The organism is Methyloprofundus sp. (genome assembly GCF_965251085.1).
In the GTDB taxonomy this organism is placed as follows: Bacteria; Pseudomonadota; Gammaproteobacteria; order Methylococcales; family Methylomonadaceae; genus Methyloprofundus.
In genome coordinates, this window is sequence record NZ_OZ252594.1 from 3,700,407 (window position 1) to 3,722,997 (window position 22,591).

Sequence of the window (22,591 nt, forward strand, 5' to 3'; positions counted from 1 at the left end):
ACTTCGGTTAATGTTAAGCGAGTAACCCCACCTTAACCCAATCATCCCATTCCTGTGGATAGAGCGGACCTGCAGGTGTTCTGACTCTCAGCTGATTATTGCCTGTGAGTAATTTTCCAGCCACCCGAATCAGATAAGTACGAAGTGTATCCGGCTCCCATTGGCACAACGTTTTGTTGCCACTCAATTGAGCCATCCAGCGCACGGTATTGTAGGCAAGAACGGCGCAATGAAATAATGCGGCATTAGCCAGAAATTGATTCGTTCTGATTTTACCTAAACCCATTTGTGATTTTGCTTCTTCAATCCATGTTTCGCACGTCGCTCGTTCACCATACTTCTTATGTGTTTGCCAAGGCGATAGAGGTTCAGTTGTTACATAACAAAAATAGTCATATTCTGCCGTATCCCAAAGCTCGGACTGAGGTCCTGTCACTTGTTTAGGTTGCTTTATCCTGACCGCGACAAACTGACGAGAGCGAGACCAGCCACCACAACGATATTCAGACATCTTGATTCGCTATCCTGAAAGAAATCCATTAAAACTTAAACTAGGCAATATAATTAAAGGGTTAGGGAATTATTGTCAAATGATTGATATTTTCAGCTAAAGAAATGAAAACGGTACTCATTTAGGTTAAACTAAGCCCTCATATCATACGAGGTATTCAATTAATGCAGCAACTCATGCTCCCAATAATTCCTCAGGGTACGACTATTATAAATGGTCAGGTCAGTGTTGATAACCGAAATGATGAGTGGTTTTATTTCCTCGGCGGTATCCCGATCTATTCTCACCAGGCTGACAATAAGAGATTATTTAGACTTCACACCTCTCAACTCATCAATACCGGCTCCTGTCGTTCAATCGATATTATTACAACCTTTGGTGTCTCTAAAAGTAGTGTTATGCGCTCATTAAGGCAACTACGAGAAAAAGGGGCTGATTCGTTTTTTGAACCTCGCCCGACTCGCAAGGGAGGACCACTCTTTACGCTTGAGGTTTTGCAGCAAGCTCAGGAATATCTGGATCAAGGTATGACGCCTAACGAAGCCGCTAAAGAATTAGGCATCCGGGCAGATACCTTTCGCAAGGCGATCAGTGATGGACGTTTAAAAAAAAGTCTGCCGTATCAATAGACCCCAATGATGGCAGTACCAAATCAGCCCGTGATATTATTGATGCCAGTGCAGCCGAGTCACTCGGTACGGCCTGCACTCGAGTAGAAGAGCGAATCCAGGCGGCTTTGGGTGAGCAGGAAAAGGGAGCCTCAATCGAATTCGAATCCTGTTTAGATGTTCCTAAAGGCGGTGTGTTATGTGCATTGCCCGCGTTACTTAGCAATGGCTTATTAAATGACATTGAGCACCACCTTGGCAAACTGACAGGTTATTATCAAACCTTTCATATCCTATTGCTACTCGCCTTTATGGGACTATGTCGCATCAAAAATGCCGAACAACTTCGCGAGCATGCACCGGGTGAATTCGGCAAACTACTTGGCCTGGATCGGGTTCCCGAAGTGCGCTGTTTAAGAACCAAAGTAAAAGGACTGTCTGATCCAGAATCAGTTGAAAGCTGGGCGGCCGACCTCAGTCGACAATGGATGGAAAATGAACCAGAGGCAGCAGGAACACTCTACATAGATGGTCATGTCCGTGTCTATCATGGACACTTGACTAAACTTCCCAAACGGCATGTTTCACGCGAAAAACTCTGCTTACGGGGTATCACCGACTACTGGGTTAATGATGGTACGGGGCGTCCCTTCTTTGTCGTTGAAAAAACGGTGGATCCGGGCTTACTAAAAACGCTGGAAGAAGATATCGTCCCCCGATTACTCAAAGACATTCCGAATCAACCGAGTGCACAAGCATTACAGCAAAACAAACAAGCCTGTCGTTTTATCCTGGTGTTTGATAGAGAAGGCTATAGCCCCGCATTCTTTAGAAAGATGTGGGACAAGCATCGTGTCGCTTGCATGACCTATCATAAATTTCCCACCGAAAATTGGCCACTGGACAATTTTTCCAGTCAGGAGATCACACTACCGAGTGGTGAAAAAGTCATCATGAAACTCGCCGAACGAGGCAGTCTGGTTGGAACCAAAAAACAGGCGATGTGGATGAGAGAAGTGCGCAAGTTGACTGATTCTGGTCACCAAACCAGTATTATTACCACAGCCTATGAACTAGAATTGACGGCTGTTTCTGGGCGAATGTTTAGCCGGTGGTGCCAAGAGAACTTTTTTAGATATATGAAGCACCACTATGGGCTAGATATGCTACAGGAGTATGGAATAGAGCCACTATCCGATACCCAAAAGGTGGTCAACCCTGATAGGCGCCAACAGGAAGGACAGCGTAATTCGATACAATCCAAACTCAATTACCGTCTATCTCGATTTGCAGCGATGGAACTTCATCCGGTGATTAAAAAAGATGAAACGGAAGATGTGAAATACAAGAAATGGGAAAGAAAACGAGCAGAATTACTCGAAGAAATAGAGCATTATGAAAATGAACTAAAAACCATCAAGGAAAAACTAAGCCAAACGCCCAAACACATTACCTGGCAAGAGTTGAGAGACGAAGATAAGTTCGAACAGCTTCTGCCAGGGAAAAAGCGGCTGATAGATACTGTCAACATGATCGCTTATCGGGCAGAAACAGCAATGGCCGCTCTGCTAACCTCACCGACAATCGATTTTCCGATGGCAAGGCAACTATTACAAACGCTGTTTGTGACAGAAGCAGATATATTACCCGATGAAGTAAAAAAACAACTTCGGATACGTGTGCATAGTACTTCCCGACCTGCAAGTAATAAAGCAATAGAAAAGTTATTTGAACAACTCAATCAAACGGAACTCAATTATCCAGGAACCGATCTGCGCTTAATTTATGAGCTGACTTCATCCGCAAAAAATTAGGAAATGGTCTCAAATTAGTTTCGTCTGAATCAAGATGTCTGATATTGAAACTCGCTCTGCTCCCAACCGGGTCGGCCTTGTATGGCTGTCCAGGCCTGTTTGGCCAGCAATGCGTTCAAATTCTTAAGTTTAACCTTTATTAGATACCCATGCCCTCTGGTATCGAGAAATTCAAGCAAATCACCGACAAAATAACCACTGTCACCGCGAAAAATAATGCGCATCCGATTGGGCAAGTGTGCAAGTAACTGTTTGGTAAATTCTACAACACCATTGCTTGTAAAGGCATTGCCTGTCCGGAACCAGGCTTGTAAAATTTCTTTTGTTTCCGCTAGAAAAGCGAGTTGTGGATGGTATGAACGGGCACCTTTCTTTTTGGGGTTGAAGCCTTTGGCACTTCCTTCTTGTCGACCACAAACGGTGTCCACAGTTGAATCGACATCGACCCACTGGACGGATTGTATGCCAGTTTTCGATTTTCCGGAACGAAGCAATCGCCGCCAGTGTTGACCACGCAAAGTATGCGTGAGCGTTTCAAACTGGCTTATCTGCCTATCACTTACTTCTTTAAAGATCCGTAAAATTGTGGTTTCAACAGGAATCTTTATCCAGCCAGCTACTTTGCGCAGTACGCTATCTGCCCATACGGTCGTCACCTTTGCCATTGATGTTGCTCCCCCCATCATGCCAACCAACGTCAATAGAACCACATCAGATAAGTGATGGTCTGCATTTTCACCCCGCCGATGTGGAACGCTTTGTTTTACGGTTTTTTCAAAACCTATCCTGTCTAAATATTTCACGACGGGAATCAGTCCCGCCTGGCTTGTCAATCCATGTGCTGTAGATGTCATTTTTACCGTTCGGGTACGGTTTCTTACGTGAGATGAGGATTTTGATACTTTAGAGGGCTTCATTAAAACAATGAGATAGTGAAATCAGGAAAATGATATTATATCATTGTTTAATAAGGAGTTTTGTGGATTATTATGTATAATGCTTGCAGGATTTAGGTGATATATTAACGCCTATCAAAAAGGTTGCTAATAGATTTTTTAGTAATGGAGGGGATAATACCAATCACCAAGGTTATTTTTTCTCAATTGGGCAACGATGTGTTGTCAAAACTGGGGAAACAATTGCAAATGGTTCCGCTGCTTCCTGTTACTTTGAGAACGTCGATATTCCGACTGCGTTCTGGAATGATGCTCATCCTGCTACACAGTTTCAACAAGTAATCGCTACAGCTGTTTTAGACCAGTTGAGTGAGGAGAATAGCAATAGACGTAATAGGCGTGAGCAGGTAGGCCCTACTTATGAATATACACTTGAAGAGATAAGAGTGATGCTTGCCAAAATAGTTTGTGAGACCGGGAATAAAAAGTTGCATTGTTAAAGGCTAGATGACTGTTTAACAATTAACATCAAGCGCGCCACAATTTTTCGCGAAATCTGAAATGGGGTCCGTCCGATTTCAGCAGCGAAAAAGTACGTGGCGATTAATGTCTTCACCAGCGCTAATATCATGGGGTGTGCGGCCGAGCAAGGTCGATAATTCCAGCGGGTGAAAGTCCCTCTCTGGCAAGGTAGGTCAACCACCAGATAGTCAACATCGGGCAGGCGGATGTTCCTGCTACTATTAGCCTAGGTGCTAAGCATATTCTTCAGCAGTAATGGGGCTTTATCTTGCCCTAGGGGGGCTGGTTATATGCCGCTTTTAGTGAAAAATATAGAAATTTTCCGTGCTATCTATCGTGCTTTTTGCCGGCAGTCTGGTGTCGGGATGAATTATCAGCCTTTTTATGAATGTGCAACCCTCAGGTATTTTAATGCTTTATGTAGCGATAGAATTTTCCTTTGTGCCTATTGCCTACTGGGTTTTCAGGCTTGCGGAATAATAGCTAATTATGAATCTTGATTTAGATCCGATCTGGACGCTTGCTATAGCGATCCTGGTTCTTTACCTGGGAACTTTTGTTATTTCCCGGGTCGGTTTTCTGCGCAATAATAATATCCCCGTACCGGTAGTTGGCGGGGTGTTATTTGCATTGCTGACCAGTATTTTATACGCGCAATACGATATACGCCTGCACTTTGATATGTCGATGAAAGACCCGATGATGTTGATGTTTTTTACCACCATTGGTCTTAGTGCGGATTTGCGCATGCTGAAACAAGGGGGACCCCAGTTATTAATTTTTGCACTGGTGTGTTTACTTTATCTTATTATTCAGGATGGACTGGGATTACTGACTGCAATAAGTATGGATCTGCATCCATTGGTTGGATTGCTGGGTGGCTCTATTACCTTATCAGGCGGACATGGAACGGGTGCGGCGTATGCACAGAAATTTGCCGATGTGCAGAACATTGCCGGGGTGATGGAATTGGCACTGGCCTGTGCAACCTTTGGCTTGATTATTGGCGGTATCATCGGTGGGCCTGTAGCCGGGCGTTTGATTCGCAAGCGAGCGTTACAACCCGATGAGAACAATATTGAGCAAAACGAGGTACAACAAACACAACAACAAGAATCCCCCATTAGCACAGATACATTACTGCAAACTTTATTCTATGTGCTGCTGTGTTTAATCGGTGGCCGTGCATTAGCGGCGTCTATGGCAGGTGCGGCTTTTACCCTGCCCGGTTTTGTCTGGTGTTTGTTTATCGGCGTGGCGATACGCAATAGTGATTTTCTAGGGCCCTTTTTAAAAGTACACCGCGCTACGGTGGATACCATTGGTAGCCTGTCACTGTCGATATTTCTAGCCATGGCGCTGATGTCATTGCGCTTATGGGAGCTTCTGGATCTGGCTGGACCGCTATTGGTTTTGTTGTCGGTGCAGACGCTAGGAATGGTGCTATTTGCCAGCTTTATTACCTTCCGGATTATGGGTAGTCATTATGATGCTGCCATTGTTGCCGGAGGGCATTGCGGTTTTGGACTCGGCGCGACACCCACTGCTGTGGCAAATATGAAAGCATTGACCTTACGCTATGGCGCATCGCCACAGGCCTTTCTCGTGGTACCGTTGATGGGTGCATTTTTTATCGATTTTCTAAATGCCCTGGTCATTCAAGCCTACCTAGCTCTGCCTTTGTTCGGGTTTTAACCATGCAGATAACTCGCTTACTACAGTTTAAGCTGCTTTTTTTATTGCTCTGTCTATTGCTGAATGCGTGTAGCCGTGGACCCGATGAAGACATTTTACGCGGCGAATTACAAACGCGGCTGAATAATGAGTTTTCCGCAGATTTATTCAAAATACGTCACTTCAAGCGAGCCGGTTCAGCACCATTCCGTAACCTGGATCAGGATATATCCGGTGTGCTGATTTATTATGATGCCGAATTTGAATTTTTACGCGACTATAATCTAACTTCCTGGCAAGGATTGAATCTGGGCTCGCTAGCTTATATAACCGGATCGACCAAAGAAGGGATTAGTGGCTTAAAGCCTAATAGCAATCGCAAGGGCGATATACTCAAAGTATACGGGCGCTTAGCCTATACCGAAAAGGATAATCAATGGCAAGTGCTAGCGGATGGTAAGCCGCCTGTCAGTACCGATACCCGAACACAGACCCTTGAGGGACAAAGCCCGGGGAAAGTATTAAAAAATATCCGTGCATTATTGCAACGTGAAACCGAACCGCAACCCAATACACGCGATGCGACTATTATTAAAGCCTTGCTTGAAACTGTACAGCGAATCGACCTGACATTCGCACAGCAGAAAGGCGAGTTTATTTTCGGTTCGGGCCAGGTTCTGGGCACCTATCATGAGTTTGGCAAGCTATTTAGTGTGTATTCCACTGAACAGGGAATCGCAATGCATAATGCCGCATCTGAAGGCAGCATAGAAAACACCTATCGAATACAAAATCATCTACTCGAATTTGCACTGATTCAAAGCGACGTGGCGGAAACCATGTACAAAGGCTGGCTGGAGCAACAACAGCTGCCTAATTCCAACCTACGCTCGCTGGCGAGTTTATGGCCCGAAGCAGTGCATATTGTAGTCTTGCAGAACAGTCGTATCAATAGCCTGAATGATCTAGCGGGCAAACGGATTGCCGTGGGAGCCGCTGGTTCTGGTAGTCGTTTTAACGCCATTCGTATCGCGCGGGCTGTCGGTTTAACAGCAACCCAATTTCCACAAATACTTGAGTTAGGCACCGCTGAATCGATCGCGGCGCTTGAGGCTGGACAGGTTGATGCACTCTTTATTACTGAGGCTGTGCCTTCTGTCGCTCTGCAAGAGCTTAGCAGTCGGCGTAATGATGTCAGATTTCTGTCGCTTGAACATGCCTTGATTAAAACCCTGTCCAGGCAGCAATTCGCCTATTACCCCTTAACCGTGCCAATAAGAACTTACCCAGGCCAGGATAAGCCATTCACCACCCTGGGCTTAACAGCGCTGCTTATTACTCATCAACATACTGCTGATGAAACAGTTGAAAAAGTGCTGGAAATGCTACTTGATAGTAGAAATGAATTAGCAAAAAAATATTATCGTGCCGGTTTTATTTCTGATGCAACCATGCGTTTGGGTATTGCCGTACCGCTGCATCCCGGTGCAGTAAAGTTTTATGCACAGCGTAAAAAGCAGTCAGCTCCAAAAGAATAAAGAGGCAGAGCGAAGTAGCGAAGCTTTATTTTGTCCGAGCGTATGCGCGTTGGTTTTTAATAATGCCTCAATAACCCAAGGCTGGTTTTTCTCCTATTGCTTACCCGATTAGAATGGTTTTTTAATCACACCAAATTCGCAATTTTGGACCTGGCCTCTGCTTCTCGTACGGTGATAATTCGACCTATCACAACGCGCCTTCCCATATTCAACGTAAGGTCTGCAAACAGCCTTACCGTTTGCCCACTATTTACCGATAAAAAAGGTGGGCAGAAAAGATTGCCCACCCTACCTAGCTGAATACAAACAGCTCTCTTTTTCTTTGTGATGCCATATACACAAGATAGTGATTTCGATTACCACTCTAAAGCGGGACAGCTCCTCATGCAAAGAAGTAGGGTGGGCAGTTTTTTTTGCCCACCATTAAGGCCACACTAAAAGGAAAAAGCCCCGTTACAATACTTACTTAAATAAAAGCACATAAGGAACAAACTTAAAACAAGAGGCAGTTTGTAAAGTGTTCGACTTATTGATGCACCCGCTTTTAAGCTACGACTTCTATTCTCGGACAGCCTCCTAGGTCTTTTGATCAAGATTTTGTATGGAACCATTTTTGACCACGACACGAACCATTTTGGTGCATATCTATCCATAATATGAGACACAACCGATTAAATGTAGGCAAATCACAGCTTGGTAATTATGGCTCAATTATTGCTTTATTAACTAGTTATAGATTTTAACCCCGTGGAGCGGATTATTATGAGTACTTCTAATATGAGAGCGAGCTTTCTCTCATTCACCGGTAGGGCCAAGATTTTACATATGACCTGGCTTGCCTTTTTCGTAACTTTCCTGGTCTGGTTTAGTCACGCACCTTTATTACTAGCCATTCAAGAATCGATGGGATTATCCGATCAACAGATTAAAACACTGTTGATTCTTAATGTCGCGTTGACCATCCCTGCACGTATCGTGACGGGCATGTTAGTAGACGTTTATGGCCCAAGAAAAACTTATTCTGCCATGTTAGTGGCTACTGCAGGCCTGTGTTTCTTTTTTGCCTCTGCAAAGACCTTTGAAATACTAGCCATCGCCCGATTCTTATTAGGCTTTGTGGGTGCGGGCTTTGTGATTGGTATTCGTATGATCAGTGAATGGTATCCAGCCAAACAACTCGGCCTGGCGGAAGGTATCTATAAAGGCATGGGTAATGTTGGCTCTGCCGCAGCGGCAATAACCTTGCCTACGCTTGCATTGTTATTTGGTGGAGAAGATGGCTGGCGTTATGCGACAGCCGTAACAGGTCTGATCGCATTGATTTATGCGGGCATTTATTACATATCAGTGAAGGACACCCCCGCAGGTTCTACATATTTCAAACCGAATAAGTCCGGTGGCCTGGAAGTGACCAGCAAGCGGGATTTCTTTTTCTATTTATTCATAAATATTCCCATGTACGGTGCGCTGGCAGTGCTTACCTGGAAAGTAGCCGGGCTCGGCTTAATAGGCAACGACACTGCTAATATTATTTATGGCGTGTTAGTCGTCATTTATTTGATCCAGTCTAGCCAAATCTATAAAGTCAATAAGGAGATATTCAGAGAGCCAGTCGATGAGATTCTGCAATACAAGTTTAAACAAGTTGCCATACTCAGTATCGCTTATGCTGTCACCTTTGGCTCAGAACTAGCCGTGGTCTCTATGCTACCTTTATTCTTTAAGAACACCTTCCTGATTCCGGTATCTCTCGCCGGTATTTTAGGCGCGTGCTTTGCCGTAACGGATGTATTATCCTGCCCTTCAGGTGGCTGGATCAGTGATAAATTTGGACGTAAAATTCCATTGCTGATTATGCTATCGGGGGCCTCCATCGGATTCTTTGCCATGTCACAAATTAATGGTGAATGGCCGATTGCCTGGGCAGTGGTCGTCATGATGATGTGTTCATTTTTTCTGGGCTCTGCAGCGGGTGGTGTATTTGCCGTGGTACCTTTGATCAAACGTCGTTTAACTGGTCAAATTGCCGGGGTTGTGGGTGCGTACGGTAATATTGGTGCTGTTCTGTTTTTGACCGTGTTTTCACTGGCATCCCCCTCCGTATTTTTTATGACGATTGGTGGCGGTATTGCTTTCGCCACAGTTTGTGTCCTATTTTTAGATAAACCTAAAAGTGCAATGGCAGAGATTTTGCCAGATGGAACTGTACATTTGATTGATGTGCACTAAGAAACCAGCATATTTAGTAACCAATTCTAATCCAGTCGGTTAAATATTTACCTGATTACTCACGACACTCTGTCATATAAAAAATGCCAGCTACCTTGTCATTCCTGCATGTTTCTAGCAGGAATCTACTAGCTTAAGCATAGATTCCCGACAAAAGACTTCGGGAATAACGTGTGGAATAGCATCTTCCTGTCACTTTGGACGATATGATATATACAATGGCGGAGAGTCATGGGTAAGGCACCTGGAAACACACATCATCCAACTTTGCGGGTCTTTGTGTCCGGCATTAGCACTGTAGCAATAGTTACGCAGCTAGCTATGCGCCTACTGCAACAGCACTAATGACAAACAAAAATTCTGCCCAGATATTGGACGCTTTTTAATTTCCAGGTGCCTAATCAGGAATATTTTTGGCGTTTCCCAACTAACTGAAGCACCCCACCAGCAGCTCTTTTCCACTCTCCTGCATCACTGCAAGAGCATGCCGATAACAACTTGTCCTGCTTTTATAGTCTTAAATTGGTAGAATTAACAGCTTTTCAACAGATGAAATCAAGATGAACAAACACCCTACTCTTCCCAAAGAAGGAATCGACGGCTTAAAAGAAAATTGGCGCAGTGATTTACAAGCTGGTTTTTTTGTCTTTCTTATCGCCCTGCCGTTATCTTTAGGTATCGCCATCGGCTCTGGTTTTCCTCCCTCAGCAGGGATTATTACAGCTGTCGTGGGTGGCTTATTAGTTTCGCGTCTCAACGGTTCTTATATCGTCATTAATGGCCCGGCGGGTGGATTAATTGTAGTTATGCTCGCTGCAGTGGAGTCACTGAGTGATGGCGATTTAATGTCAGGCTATCGTTATACTTTAGCCGCCGTCATGCTTACCGGTTTATTTCAGGTGATTATGGGACGCTATAAGCTGGGCAGCTTGAGTGCTTTTTTCCCTGCGCCTGTGGTACACGGAATGCTGGCTGCGATGGGGATCAGCATTATGGCTCGGCAAGTTCACGTTATGTTAGGCGTCACACCCGAACCAGGTAGCCTTTTTTCCTCTATCGCACAAATTCCCAACAGCTTAATAAATTCAACGCCTGAAATTGCAGCGATAGGCTTGATCTCTTTCGCCCTTTTACTCTTCTGGCCTCTTATAAAACATAGTGTGTTAGGTAAAATCCCCGCACCTTTTGTGGTATTATTTTTAGGTATGGGTCTGGCACAGTTTTTTGGCATCCAACATGACCATTATCATTTTGGTCAGGACGCATTACATGAGCACTTAATCACACCGCCTTTTTTAGTGGACATTCCTGATGATTTTAGCGGATATTTTTACCTGCCCGATTTTTCCAAGATTGATACCTTTGAATTCTGGGTGGCAACGATTACTATTTGCATGGTTGCTAGTCTGGAAAGTCTACTGAGCGCGACGGCGGCCGAAAAAGTAGACCCTTATAAAAGACCCACAGACCTAGATCGTGACTTATCTGCCGTGGGCTTAGGCAATGCGGTTTCAGGATTTTTAGGGGGCTTGCCTATGATTGCCGAGTTCGTACGTAGCTCCGCCAATGTAGAAGGTGGCGCGCAAACGGGATGGGCTAATTTCTTTCATGGTTTGATTCTACTGTTGTTTGTCGCTTTGTTTCCGCACTTTATTCACAATATCCCGCATGCCTCTTTAGCCGCATTACTGGTTTTTGTGGGTTATCGCCGCGCTACACCAAAAATATTTGCCGACGTTTTAGCAATAGGCAAAGATCAGCTGTTTTTGTTTGTCGTGACTATATTAGCGGTGTTAGCGACTAATTTATTGGTGGGTGTCTTCTTTGGCGTCTTTGTAAAACTTTTATTGCATTTATCGCGTGGTGTATGGCTAAACAATCTATTCAAAATCCATTTTACGATTAAAGAACACGGCGATTATGTTACGGTAAAACTTATTGGCTCTGCTTTATTCTCTAATTTTTTACCCTTTAAAAAGGCTGTCGATAACATTGAGCAAGGTAAAAACATTACCTTTGATTTCTCTAATGGCTATCTAATAGATCACTCAATATTAATTTACCTTGATGACTTCAGTGTAAATTATGCACGCAGCGGAGGGAGTTGTCGACATGTGGGACATGCCTTAGAGAAATATTCTGATCATGATTTAGCTGTGCGGCTGATGACTGCAGATGACAGGAAGCCGTAAAAAAATAGTTCGGGAATATTTTATAATACCCCAAGAAATTCAGACAATAAATTATTAAATCTTATTTTAGAACAGCCCCTAATACAAATTGACGTATTTTATTGATAAATGATTGAATATAAAATTTTTAAGAATTGATATTTAATCATTTATCATTTGTTTTAAGTGATTGACCTCGTTAGTAAACATGTTTTCATCACTATAAACGTGTGATAACACGCAAATCCCTTGCCCACGTGTGAACAATTCTAATGCTTTTTCATTAGCTTGATCGGCAGGGAAACCTAAGGCTAAAAATTGATCCGTTAACCAGTGGCGAATTAGATCAAAAACGTGTTTGCTCAATTCACGAGTCAGGGCATTGCTCTTGCCCAATTCAGAAGCTAAAGTGCCATTCGGACAACCATATTGGGTTAAATCAGATTTTCCTTCCTGTAAGCTATTAATAAAACAAATAAGCCTTTCTTTTGCATCAAGGTATTGTGTGTCCCATAAATCAAGAGTTTCTTGAGTTTTTTGCATACGTCGTTGCAAAACCGCCTGCAAAATATCATCTTTGGATTTGAAGTGATAAGTGATATTTCCTTTGCTCAATCCCACTTCTTTCACAATATCGCTGAATGCAGTCTGATGAAAACCTTGTTGATAAAACAGCTTGTTGGCTGCTTTTATAATAGTATTTCTTGTTTGTTCGCCTTGTTTCATCGTTATAAGCCTGTTGGGTAATAAATACATGCTAGTACATACGTACTATAAATGAAAGGTAAATTATGCCTAATGTAGAATTTCAGCTTCTACAGTCCTTACTTTTCTTTATTGCGCGGGTGAGGTTGCGCGATATTTTTTAAAGGCTTTAGTGAATGAAGTTTCTAATTCATAACCCACCTCATTAGCAATGTTATAGATTGATAAATGGGTTTCACGCAAAAACTTTGCAGCTAAATCCATGCGCCATCTTGATAGGTATGCCGCAGGACTACAGCCTGTTGATTCAGAAAATCGCTTTGAAAATGCCGAACGTGACATAAATATGGTATCCGCTAATTTATCGACATCCCACTTTTTACTGGGATATTTATGCATTAACTCATAGTTTTGGGTCTTGTATTGAAGTAATCCAGCTGTAGGACTCGGGTTGCGCGGATTGAACCCAGTAGCGAATAATATAAACCAGCAATACGTCAATAAGACTTGAGGTGACCACGGAATAGCCGAGGGTATCAGATTTGTTTCGCTGATAATCAGTTGCGTAGCCTATTTAGTTGCGGGTTGTCATTTATCTCATTGGCCTTTGTATGGATAAATTTGGGTAATAGAGAAAAGAACGGCTGTGCCATATCGCCTTCAAGCTTATAGGAAGCACAAAAAAGTCGGCAGACTTCGCAAGGTTCTGTATCTAATCTTGAACTGTTTTGTTCAAAGCCAAAGGTTCGGTAATCCACTGTTTCAATCGCTTCATCACTCATCAACCCATGCCAGTTGTTATCGGTAAAAAAAAACAATATCACCCTGCATTAACCGGATAGCTTCATTGGTTGTAGTGTTTTTTACCCAGCAAACCCCTTCCAGCACAAAATGTAACATGGACATTTTTTGGGTGGAAAAATCTAAGCCCCGAGGATCACATAGGGTCAGACATCTTGATTCGCTATCCTGAAAGAAATCCATTGAAACTTAAACTAGGCAATATAATTAAAGGGTTAGGGAATTATTGTCAAATGATTGATATTTTCAGCTAAAGAAATGAAAATGGTACTCATTTAGGTTAAACTAAGCCCTCATATCATACGAGGTATTCAATTAATGCAGCAACTCATGCTCCCAATAATTCCTCAGGGTACGACTATTATAAATGGTCAGGTCAGTGTTGATAACCGAAATGATGAGTGGTTTTATTTCCTCGGCGGTATCCCGATCTATTCTCACCAGGCTGACAATAAGAGATTATTTAGACTTCACACCTCTCAACTCATCAATACCGGCTCCTGTCGTTCAATCGATATTATTACAACCTTTGGTGTCTCTAAAAGTAGTGTTATGCGCTCATTAAGGCAACTACGAGAAAAAGGGGCTGATTCGTTTTTTGAACCTCGCCCGACTCGCAAGGGAGGACCACTCTTTACGCTTGAGGTTTTGCAGCAAGCTCAGGAATATCTGGATCAAGGTATGACGCCTAACGAAGCCGCTAAAGAATTAGGCATCCGGGCAGATACCTTTCGCAAGGCGATCAGTGATGGACGTTTAAAAAAAAGTCTGCCGTATCAATAGACCCCAATGATGGCAGTACCAAATCAGCCCGTGATATTATTGATGCCAGTGCAGCCGAGTCACTCGGTACGGCCTGCACTCGAGTAGAAGAGCGAATCCAGGCGGCTTTGGGTGAGCAGGAAAAGGGAGCCTCAATCGAATTCGAATCCTGTTTAGATGTTCCTAAAGGCGGTGTGTTATGTGCATTGCCCGCGTTACTTAGCAATGGCTTATTAAATGACATTGAGCACCACCTTGGCAAACTGACAGGTTATTATCAAACCTTTCATATCCTATTGCTACTCGCCTTTATGGGACTATGTCGCATCAAAAATGCCGAACAACTTCGCGAGCATGCACCGGGTGAATTCGGCAAACTACTTGGCCTGGATCGGGTTCCCGAAGTGCGCTGTTTAAGAACCAAAGTAAAAGGACTGTCTGATCCAGAATCAGTTGAAAGCTGGGCGGCCGACCTCAGTCGACAATGGATGGAAAATGAACCAGAGGCAGCAGGAACACTCTACATAGATGGTCATGTCCGTGTCTATCATGGACACTTGACTAAACTTCCCAAACGGCATGTTTCACGCGAAAAACTCTGCTTACGGGGTATCACCGACTACTGGGTTAATGATGGTACGGGGCGTCCCTTCTTTGTCGTTGAAAAAACGGTGGATCCGGGCTTACTAAAAACGCTGGAAGAAGATATCGTCCCCCGATTACTCAAAGACATTCCGAATCAACCGAGTGCACAAGCATTACAGCAAAACAAACAAGCCTGTCGTTTTATCCTGGTGTTTGATAGAGAAGGCTATAGCCCCGCATTCTTTAGAAAGATGTGGGACAAGCATCGTGTCGCTTGCATGACCTATCATAAATTTCCCACCGAAAATTGGCCACTGGACAATTTTTCCAGTCAGGAGATCACCCTACCGAGTGGTGAAAAAGTCATCATGAAACTCGCCGAACGAGGCAGTCTGGTTGGAACTGGAAAACAGGCGATGTGGATGAGAGAAGTGCGCAAGTTGACTGATTCTGGTCACCAAACCAGTATTATTACCACAGCCTATGAACTAGAATTGACGGCTGTTTCTGGGCGAATGTTTAGCCGGTGGTGCCAAGAGAACTTTTTTAGATATATGAAGCACCACTATGGGATAGATATGCTACAGGAGTATGGAATAGAGCCACTATCCGATACCCAAAAGGTGGTCAACCCTGATAGGCGCCAACAGGAAGGACAGCGTAATTCGATACAATCCAAACTCAATTACCGTCTATCTCGATTTGCAGCGATGGAACTTCATCCGGTGATTAAAAAAGATGAAACGGAAGATGTGAAATACAAGAAATGGGAAAGAAAACGAGCAGAATTACTCGAAGAAATAGAGCATTATGAAAATGAACTAAAAACCATCAAGGAAAAACTAAGCCAAACGCCCAAACACATTACCTGGCAAGAGTTGAGAGACGAAGATAAGTTCGAACAGCTTCTGCCAGGGAAAAAGCGGCTGATAGATACTGTCAACATGATCGCTTATCGGGCAGAAACAGCAATGGCCGCTCTGCTAACCTCACCGACAATCGACTTTCCGATGGCAAGGCAACTATTACAAACGCTGTTTGTGACAGAAGCAGATATATTACCCGATGAAGTAAAAAAACAACTTCGGATACGTGTGCATAGTACTTCCCGACCTGCAAGTAATAAAGCAATAGAAAAGTTATTTGAACAACTCAATCAAACGGAACTCAATTATCCAGGAACCGATCTGCGCTTAATTTATGAGCTGACTTCATCCGCAAAAAATTAGGAAATGGTCTCAAATTAGTTTCGTCTGAATCAAGATGTCTGAGGGTTGGCTGGCAAATCACTTTGCTGTCTAACTGCCCCACTTTACGAACTTCTGCTAATACAGAGTGTAGAGAAAGATCAACGGTGACTATTATTGAAACTAAATGGCTACCTTTTAACGCGATACATATTAGACGCTGTAGATCGTGGCTTCAGCCCGCCAATAGCCTTTGACATTGGCGGGCTGAAGCCACGCCCTACAGTTTTAAATACGTCTCGCGTTAAAACAGTAGCTAATAGTTTCATTAATAGTTGCATAATTAGTACGACTGTACTATATTAGAACTGTCGTACTAATTTAATTAATGAAAATCACTATGAACAAAATTAAATCTCTTTTTATTGGCTTGTTTCCGATGTTTGCTATGGCAGTCGCAGGCTATGGAATTTATCACCTCCTCTCTTCAGGATTAGATCTTATTTGGCTAGGAGCTGTCTTAATAACGCTCCCTATTATGATGTTTATCAGTCGTGTCATGGTGTTTAAGAATATGGCGAGAACATCGTCTCACTTTCCTTTATTAACATTGATCGCTGTCGTGGGCCTTAGTTTATCCATTTATGGATATGTTGCGTCTGTTTCAACTGTATTAGGCACAGTGGAAGCAACTGCATTTAATACGCTTGGCTTAAGCCTGGCATGTGTCGGTTTTGTTTTTTTTGTACTGTATAACTTTTGGTATTCCTCGTTAGGGCGGACAGCCAATACACGTTTAGACGTTGGGAAAACATTACCTGTTATTACGGTGACAGATGCACAGGGCTCACGAATTACGTCAGCCTCTTTTGTCGGATCTCCGACGGTGTATATATTTTTTAGAGGAAACTGGTGCCCTTTATGTATGGCACAAATTAAAGAAGTAGCCACCCAATATCAAGCGTTATCTGCTTTAGGCGCAAAAGTTGTTTTATGTGCTCCACAGCCAGAAAAAAATACCCAAGCTTTGGCAGATAAATTTTCTGTGCCGTTTATTTTTGTAACCGATGTAGCCAACACTGCTGCACAAACATTGGGCATAGAAATGAAAAATGGTTTGCCAGCGGGTATGGAAATGCTGGGCTATGACAAAGATACCGTGTATCCAACCGTCATTATTACAGATGCGGAGGGGAACATTATTTATAGTGATTTAACCAATAATTATCGCATTAGACCTGAACCAGAAGATTTTATAGAGGTGCTGAATAGGCATGCACAACTGGCCTAGTACCACGACTTTTAAATATACGATGAAAATGGGGAGTAGGCTTTAGCCTACACAGTTCACGCTTCGTGTAGGCTAAAGCCTACTCCCCTAATCGTTTAAAGGCGGTGAATTTAGTCATTATTTATTGCTTATTTAAGGATTGCACTACTAGTTATTTGAAATTAATAATGATCAGCATAGCAAAAAACATCAAAAGAGAGTGAACGGTTTTCTCTAAAATCTTAAACCAAACAAATAGGTCCTCGTTATGAAACAAAAATATGATATTGCAATTATTGGCTCAGGCATTGCGGGTTCATGTCTAGCCACCATTCTTGCCAAACAAGGCAAAAAAGTGATCGTGTTTGAAGCTAAAAATCACCCTCGATTTGCCATAGGCGAGTCGATGATTTTGGAAACTTCGGAAACATTACGCGCGATGGCCGAACTTTATGACATACCTGAGTTGGCTTATCACAGCTCAGAAAATTATCTACCGCTGATCGGTAATTCCCATGGCGTAAAGCGGCATTTTAGTTTTTTGCATCATTCTGAAGGTAAGTTGCAAAATAAAGACAAAGCCTTTCAGGCGGTCATTCCAAGCCAACCCCACGGACATGAACTGCATTTATTTAGACAGGACTCAGACCAGTTTATGGTGACGACGGCAATCTCGTACGGTGCTAAGGTGTATCAAGATACTTCAGTAAGCGATATTGATATTAGCCCTGAGGCGGTACATATCAAAACTTCTGCGGGTGATTTCAGTGCGGATTATATTGTTGACGCGGGTGGCTTTAAATCTATTCTGGCTGAAAAATATGCCTTAAGAGATTTTGATTTAAAAACGCATTCTCGTATGATTTTCACGCACATGGTGAATGTCCCTGACTATAATCAAACAGGGCTCTCTAAGGAAGAATATGGTTTTCCGTTTAGTGTCGCGGAAGGGACGCTGCATCATATTTTTGAAGGCGGTTGGTTGTGGGTGATTCCTTTTAATAATCATGATAAATCGACTAACCCACTTTGCAGCGTAGGTTTGCAGTTAGACCCTAGAATGTATCCAGAAGACAAAAGCATCAGTGCAAAAGAAGAGTTTTGTGCTTTTATTTCCCGTTTTCCTGATCTTAAAAAACAATTCGAACATAGTAAAGCGGTGCGTAGCTGGACGCGCACCGGCAGAATTCAATATAACTCAAAACAGGTAGTGGGTGATCGTTTTGCTTTATTAGGCCATGCAGCAGGTTTTATTGATCCACTTTTTTCGAAAGGGCTGTATGTATCCTTTAATAGTGTCTCAACCGTAGCGCATTTATTGTTAAAAAAGACCGGTGATTTTTCTGCCGAAGCGTTTAAATCCTACGAGCAGCAGACATTGGCCTTTGTGCAAGCACATGACCGTTTAGTCGCCAATTCCTATAAATCCTTTACTAACCATAAGCTGTGGTCTGCTTATAAAGTGTTATGGTTATTAGGCGCGTATACCGAATATGTAAAACTCACTTGTATCCGTAAGTGCGCTAAAAATAGAGAGGATTATTACCAGCAAATTCAGTCCTTGTGTTTGGCGGGTGGCGGCTTTGACGAATACAAGCGATTGGCAGATAAAATTGATCACTTGGTCGAGCAAGTCGATGTGAATAATGAACAGGCGGTTGATCAAGTCGTCGCGGAAATAACGGCGTTATTTTTAACGCTAGACTGGCTACCTGATGCCTTTAGAGAAACGCTTAAAGGCAAAGCTTATTTACCGAAACATAAAATAAGCTGGAAATTACTAAGGCAAAATTCAGGATTTATGGGCAATGGCAATTTTCGCCAGCATTTCTTTAATAACAACGAAACGATCGATTTATTACTTAATTTTCTCAGTGAAAAGATCACATACTCCACGGCGTCTGTACTCAGAAAAAAAGCTGGGCATAAAAATTATTTATCATTTTCGTAAATAAATTTTCACCGTAGGTAACTCGCAAAAAATAGCAAACAACCTTTGTTCCCAAGCTCTGCTTGGGAATACATGTTTGAACAGCTCTGCTGTGAGAGGGTTCAGTAAGCAGAGCTTACATGTCATGCATTCCCAAACAGAGTTTGGGAACGAGTGTGCTGTATGCATTCATATTGAGTGCTTGTTTTTCCGACGTAGCTGCATCTTAATCATCAAAAGCAGATTAAAAATCTAAGGAGGTATAAAAAATTTAGTTTTTTTGTAAGGGTGGCGGCTTATTGCCGACCCATTATCGTTTTAAAAACGCATTACTTTATTTTTATATTAAATCAATAATCTGGAGATCAATACAATGAACACATCAACTCTTATCCATTCATTAGGCGGCGCTATCGCTGTTTCTTTGTTAACACCGTCAATCGCCTTAGCGAGTGAAAACCCCTTTGCTATGAAGACAGTCGGAAATGCCGTGCAATTATCAGAAATGTCGAAAGGTGCTGAAGGTAAATGTGGGGAAGGCAAATGTGGTGATAAAAAAGGCGCTAAAGCTAGCATGGAAAAATCAGCAGAAGGAAAATGCGGAGAAGGCAAGTGCGGTGATAAAAAAGCCTCGAATAAAAAAGCAATGGAAAAATCCAGTGAAGGAAAATGTGGAGAGGGAAAGTGCGGCGATAAAACTTGATAGAGGTTTTATGGCACCGTAGCTTTATGTAGGTGGAAAATATTTTTTAACCAAAAACGGGTAGGGTAGGCTGGGTTAGCTTATTAAGCAAAGCGAAATAACGTAACCCAGCAGCTTAATGATACGACCTTACTGGGTTACGTTTTTTAATGCTTCGCAATAAAAAATCTAACCCAGCCTACTATATAACTTATTGTTTATGATGTGTTAATACTTAACTTAACGACAGTTACTCTCTTCGTAGGAGGATCGCGTTTGGATGATTATATTTTTCCATCTCCCTTAGCCTACTCCCCTTATTAAAAAGGCTTTATTATGAATAAGATAAATTTAGCAGGATCTGGATTAAGTCTCAGGCGTGAGCATATGGGGGCGCTTATGGATGATACGCCCTTTGTGCTCGATTTTTTTGAAATAGCCCCTGAAAACTACCTTGATTTAGGCGGCAAAAAAGCGCGTGATTTCAGATGGTTTTCCGAGCGGTATCCAATAGTCGCGCATGGCTTATCACTTTCTCTGGGTGGCCCTGATCCTTTAGATGAAGCCTTTTTATTGCGTATTAAAGCGTTTATGAAAATGCACGATATTGCACTCTATACTGAACATTTGAGTTACTGTGCAGATAACGGCCATTTATATGACTTGTTACCGATTCCCTTTACTGAAGAAGCCGTACACTATGTTGCCAGGCGCATTAAGCGCACGCAAGAAATACTGGAAATGCCGATAGCGATTGAAAATACCTCCTACTATGCCGCTTCGCCTATTGCTGACATGGATGAATTGAGTTTTATCAATGCCGTATTAACAGAAGCCGATTGTGGGCTGCATTTAGACGTGAATAATATCTATGTTAACAGCGTGAACCATTACTACGATGCCGAACAGTTTTTATTGGGCTTGCCGGGCGAGCGTATTAAATATTGTCATGTTGCAGGTCATGATCAAAGAAGCCCGAATTTGATTATTGATTCACATGGTGCCGATGTGATTGATCCAGTATGGCATTTATTGTCAACGGCTTACCAACAATTTGGCTTATTCCCCACCTTATTAGAGCGTGATTTTAATATCCCGCCTTTAGCTGATTTAGTGGAAGAAGTCGAGCATATCGCCAAGCTACAAAGTTACTGGCAGGGTGAAATTTATAAAAAAATAGCATAAGGCAAAGCGAATGACGAATACCACTTCAATACCTGAATTTCAACAATACCAACACCAGTTTGTTGATTATTTACGCAATCCACACGCTGATCAGATCTTAGAAAATACCTTGCCCGAAGCAAGTCAAATTTATGCAGAACTGTATTATTCAGGCATCGAAGGTTGCTTACAACGCTGCTTTCCTAACAGCTGTGCATTATTAGGTGAAAATATTTGGCAAAAAGTAGTACAGCTATTTATTAAAGAGCATCGCTGTCAGTCGCCTTTATACCGAGAAATACCCAATGAATTTATGGCGTATTTATTAAATGCAAAGCCAGGCCTTGAGTTACCAGAATTCATAAATGACTTAGCGCATTATGAATGGATGGAATTGATTATAGAAACCGCTGAATCTAACCAGACGCATGCAAACTTTCCGAGGTTGGTCGCACCCTTATCAATGGTTCCTGTACTCAATCCTGTGTTACATTTATTGCACTATCGTTATCCAGTACAGCATATCAGTGCGACAGATGACTATTGGCAGAACTGGCAAAACCGCTTAGAACCTTATGAGCAGGTGCCTATCATTCTGGCTGGATTTAGGACTCAGGATGATCAGGTGAAATTTGTCGAGTTAAATGCTATAACAGCGAGATTAATTGAATTACTACAGGGCGAAACCCGCAATCAAGAGCATATATTGCTGCAACTCGCTGATGAAATTAATTTTAGCGACCCTATACAATTTATGCAGTTTGGCAGAGAAATTTTACAGCAATTATCAGAGCAACAAATCATTATCGGAGCAATCAATGAGCACAACACTAATGCAAACAATATCTGATGCTTATAGCAGAGGAGCCCAAGCACTCAATAATAGAGCGGATCAGATCCCGCCTTTATTATTTAGACTTATTCTCGCTTATGAGTTTTGGGAGGCTGGCATCAAAAAATTTAATGGTGAAAACTGGTTTGCCCATATAACTTTTCCTATGCCTTTTAATCTATTGTCGAATGACCTGCTTTGGGCATTAGGGACATGGATTGAAATAATTGGAGCGATTGCCTTGGTGCTGGGATTGGGGACGCGCATATTTGCCTTGTTACTAATGATATTAACCGTGGTGGCTATTGGAGCAGTGCATTGGTCATCAGACTGGAATAGCCTGGCAGAACTCTGGCAAGGGTATGCGATTACTGATAAAGGATTTGGAAATTATAAATTACCTTTACTCTATTTAATAATGTTTACCCCTCTGTTATTTGGTGGTGCAGGACGCTGGAGTCTGGATTATATTATAAATAAAGATAACAATTAATATGTCTTAGGCGAGGAAAATTTATGGCTGTAGAAATGTGAGTGGCTTTAAATGTGATTGATAACGAAATGTATCAATCCTGTTGGCAATACAGCAGAATATGCGCTATGCAATGATGGCTACCATTTTAATGCGGGACATATTAAAACGGTAGGGCGTGGCTTTAGCCCGCCATTAAATACCTTTTAGCGTTGGCGGGCTGAAGCCACGCCCTACC

At 42.5% G+C, this 22,591-nt stretch carries 21 protein-coding genes and 1 pseudogene; 16 read left to right on the top strand and 6 right to left on the bottom strand.

All coding sequences use genetic code 11. The features are described 5' to 3' along the window. Positions 1-13: 13 nt before the first annotated feature. Positions 14-505: pseudogene (locus ACQY3F_RS17365) on the bottom strand (transposase); the annotation flags it as partial. Positions 506-675: 170 nt separating this feature from the next. Between ACQY3F_RS17365 and ACQY3F_RS17370 the strand changes: the two are divergent. Both ACQY3F_RS17370 and ACQY3F_RS17375 read left to right on the top strand, forming a co-directional pair. Then, positions 676-1,140: a hypothetical protein gene (locus ACQY3F_RS17370; RefSeq protein ID WP_428353676.1), complete on the top strand. Its 465-nt coding sequence runs from the start codon at positions 676-678 to the stop codon at positions 1,138-1,140. Between the two features lie 38 nt (positions 1,141-1,178). Beyond that, on the top strand, positions 1,179-2,933 hold the full coding sequence (locus ACQY3F_RS17375; RefSeq protein WP_428357615.1) for a putative transposase: 1,755 nt from the start codon (positions 1,179-1,181) through the stop codon (positions 2,931-2,933). A 29-nt stretch (positions 2,934-2,962) separates the two neighbouring features. Here the strand turns inward: ACQY3F_RS17375 and ACQY3F_RS17380 are convergent, their stop codons facing one another. Beyond that, on the bottom strand, positions 2,963-3,850 hold the full coding sequence (locus ACQY3F_RS17380; protein WP_428356209.1) for an IS1380 family transposase: 888 nt from the start codon (positions 3,848-3,850) through the stop codon (positions 2,963-2,965). Between the two features lie 83 nt (positions 3,851-3,933). On the opposite strand from ACQY3F_RS17380, the gene ACQY3F_RS17385 reads away from it, so the two are divergent. From ACQY3F_RS17385 to ACQY3F_RS17405, 5 genes are all read left to right on the top strand, one after another. After that, entirely contained in the window at positions 3,934-4,329 is a 396-nt protein-coding gene (locus ACQY3F_RS17385) for a hypothetical protein (protein WP_428356210.1), read from the top strand. A gap of 511 nt (positions 4,330-4,840) precedes the next feature. Next, positions 4,841-6,046, top strand: coding sequence for a sodium/glutamate symporter (gltS, locus tag ACQY3F_RS17390; RefSeq protein ID WP_428356211.1), 1,206 nt, complete (start codon positions 4,841-4,843; stop codon positions 6,044-6,046). A gap of 2 nt (positions 6,047-6,048) precedes the next feature. After that, positions 6,049-7,563: a TAXI family TRAP transporter solute-binding subunit gene (locus ACQY3F_RS17395; protein WP_428356212.1), complete on the top strand. Its 1,515-nt coding sequence runs from the start codon at positions 6,049-6,051 to the stop codon at positions 7,561-7,563. Between the two features lie 762 nt (positions 7,564-8,325). Continuing rightward, positions 8,326-9,792 carry an MFS transporter gene (locus tag ACQY3F_RS17400; RefSeq protein ID WP_428356213.1) on the top strand — a complete coding sequence of 489 codons (1,467 nt, stop codon included), beginning with the start codon at positions 8,326-8,328 and terminating at the stop codon, positions 9,790-9,792. Positions 9,793-10,352: 560 nt separating this feature from the next. Continuing rightward, complete coding sequence (locus ACQY3F_RS17405; protein ID WP_428356214.1) at positions 10,353-11,984, top strand: SulP family inorganic anion transporter; 1,632 nt, start codon at positions 10,353-10,355, stop codon at positions 11,982-11,984. Between the two features lie 141 nt (positions 11,985-12,125). Here ACQY3F_RS17405 and ACQY3F_RS17410 read toward each other — a convergent pair whose 3' ends face one another. The 4 genes from ACQY3F_RS17410 to ACQY3F_RS17425 form a co-directional block, all read right to left on the bottom strand. Further along, positions 12,126-12,689: a TetR/AcrR family transcriptional regulator gene (locus ACQY3F_RS17410; RefSeq protein ID WP_428356215.1), complete on the bottom strand. Its 564-nt coding sequence runs from the start codon at positions 12,687-12,689 to the stop codon at positions 12,126-12,128. Between the two features lie 108 nt (positions 12,690-12,797). After that, the gene (locus ACQY3F_RS17415; protein ID WP_428356217.1) at positions 12,798-13,067 is read right to left on the bottom strand and encodes a helix-turn-helix transcriptional regulator; all 270 of its coding nucleotides are present in this window, start codon (positions 13,065-13,067) and stop codon (positions 12,798-12,800) included. Positions 13,068-13,225: 158 nt separating this feature from the next. Further along, positions 13,226-13,450: a hypothetical protein gene (locus ACQY3F_RS17420; RefSeq protein WP_428356218.1), complete on the bottom strand. Its 225-nt coding sequence runs from the start codon at positions 13,448-13,450 to the stop codon at positions 13,226-13,228. Positions 13,451-13,466: 16 nt separating this feature from the next. Next, on the bottom strand, positions 13,467-13,652 hold the full coding sequence (locus ACQY3F_RS17425; RefSeq protein WP_428356219.1) for a cupin domain-containing protein: 186 nt from the start codon (positions 13,650-13,652) through the stop codon (positions 13,467-13,469). Positions 13,653-13,787: 135 nt separating this feature from the next. On the opposite strand from ACQY3F_RS17425, the gene ACQY3F_RS17430 reads away from it, so the two are divergent. The 9 genes from ACQY3F_RS17430 (at position 13,788) to ACQY3F_RS17470 (ending at position 22,563) form a co-directional block, all read left to right on the top strand. Beyond that, positions 13,788-14,252: a hypothetical protein gene (locus ACQY3F_RS17430; RefSeq protein ID WP_428353676.1), complete on the top strand. Its 465-nt coding sequence runs from the start codon at positions 13,788-13,790 to the stop codon at positions 14,250-14,252. Positions 14,253-14,290: 38 nt separating this feature from the next. Further along, a complete protein-coding gene (locus ACQY3F_RS17435) occupies positions 14,291-16,045 on the top strand; it encodes a putative transposase (RefSeq protein ID WP_428357730.1) in 1,755 nt (584 codons plus the stop codon). 346 nt (positions 16,046-16,391) lie between these two features. After that, positions 16,392-17,294, top strand: coding sequence for a peroxiredoxin family protein (locus tag ACQY3F_RS17440; protein WP_428356221.1), 903 nt, complete (start codon positions 16,392-16,394; stop codon positions 17,292-17,294). A 247-nt stretch (positions 17,295-17,541) separates the two neighbouring features. Then, positions 17,542-19,224, top strand: a complete 1,683-nt coding sequence (locus ACQY3F_RS17445) for an NAD(P)/FAD-dependent oxidoreductase (RefSeq protein ID WP_428356223.1) — start codon at positions 17,542-17,544, stop codon at positions 19,222-19,224. Positions 19,225-19,576: 352 nt separating this feature from the next. Continuing rightward, on the top strand, positions 19,577-19,906 hold the full coding sequence (locus ACQY3F_RS17450; RefSeq protein ID WP_428356224.1) for a copper-binding oxazolone/thioamide-containing RiPP: 330 nt from the start codon (positions 19,577-19,579) through the stop codon (positions 19,904-19,906). Between the two features lie 315 nt (positions 19,907-20,221). Beyond that, positions 20,222-21,070, top strand: a complete 849-nt coding sequence (locus ACQY3F_RS17455) for an HvfB family MNIO-type RiPP peptide maturase (protein WP_428356225.1) — start codon at positions 20,222-20,224, stop codon at positions 21,068-21,070. A gap of 10 nt (positions 21,071-21,080) precedes the next feature. Further along, on the top strand, positions 21,081-21,899 hold the full coding sequence (locus tag ACQY3F_RS17460) for a DNA-binding domain-containing protein (RefSeq protein ID WP_428356227.1): 819 nt from the start codon (positions 21,081-21,083) through the stop codon (positions 21,897-21,899). Beyond that, the gene (locus tag ACQY3F_RS17465; protein WP_428356228.1) at positions 21,883-22,374 is read left to right on the top strand and encodes a DoxX family protein; all 492 of its coding nucleotides are present in this window, start codon (positions 21,883-21,885) and stop codon (positions 22,372-22,374) included. Before ACQY3F_RS17460 ends, ACQY3F_RS17465 begins: the two co-directional genes overlap by 17 nt. Before the next feature lie 57 nt (positions 22,375-22,431). Further along, positions 22,432-22,563: a hypothetical protein gene (locus ACQY3F_RS17470; RefSeq protein WP_428356229.1), complete on the top strand. Its 132-nt coding sequence runs from the start codon at positions 22,432-22,434 to the stop codon at positions 22,561-22,563. Positions 22,564-22,591: the final 28 nt, after the last annotated feature.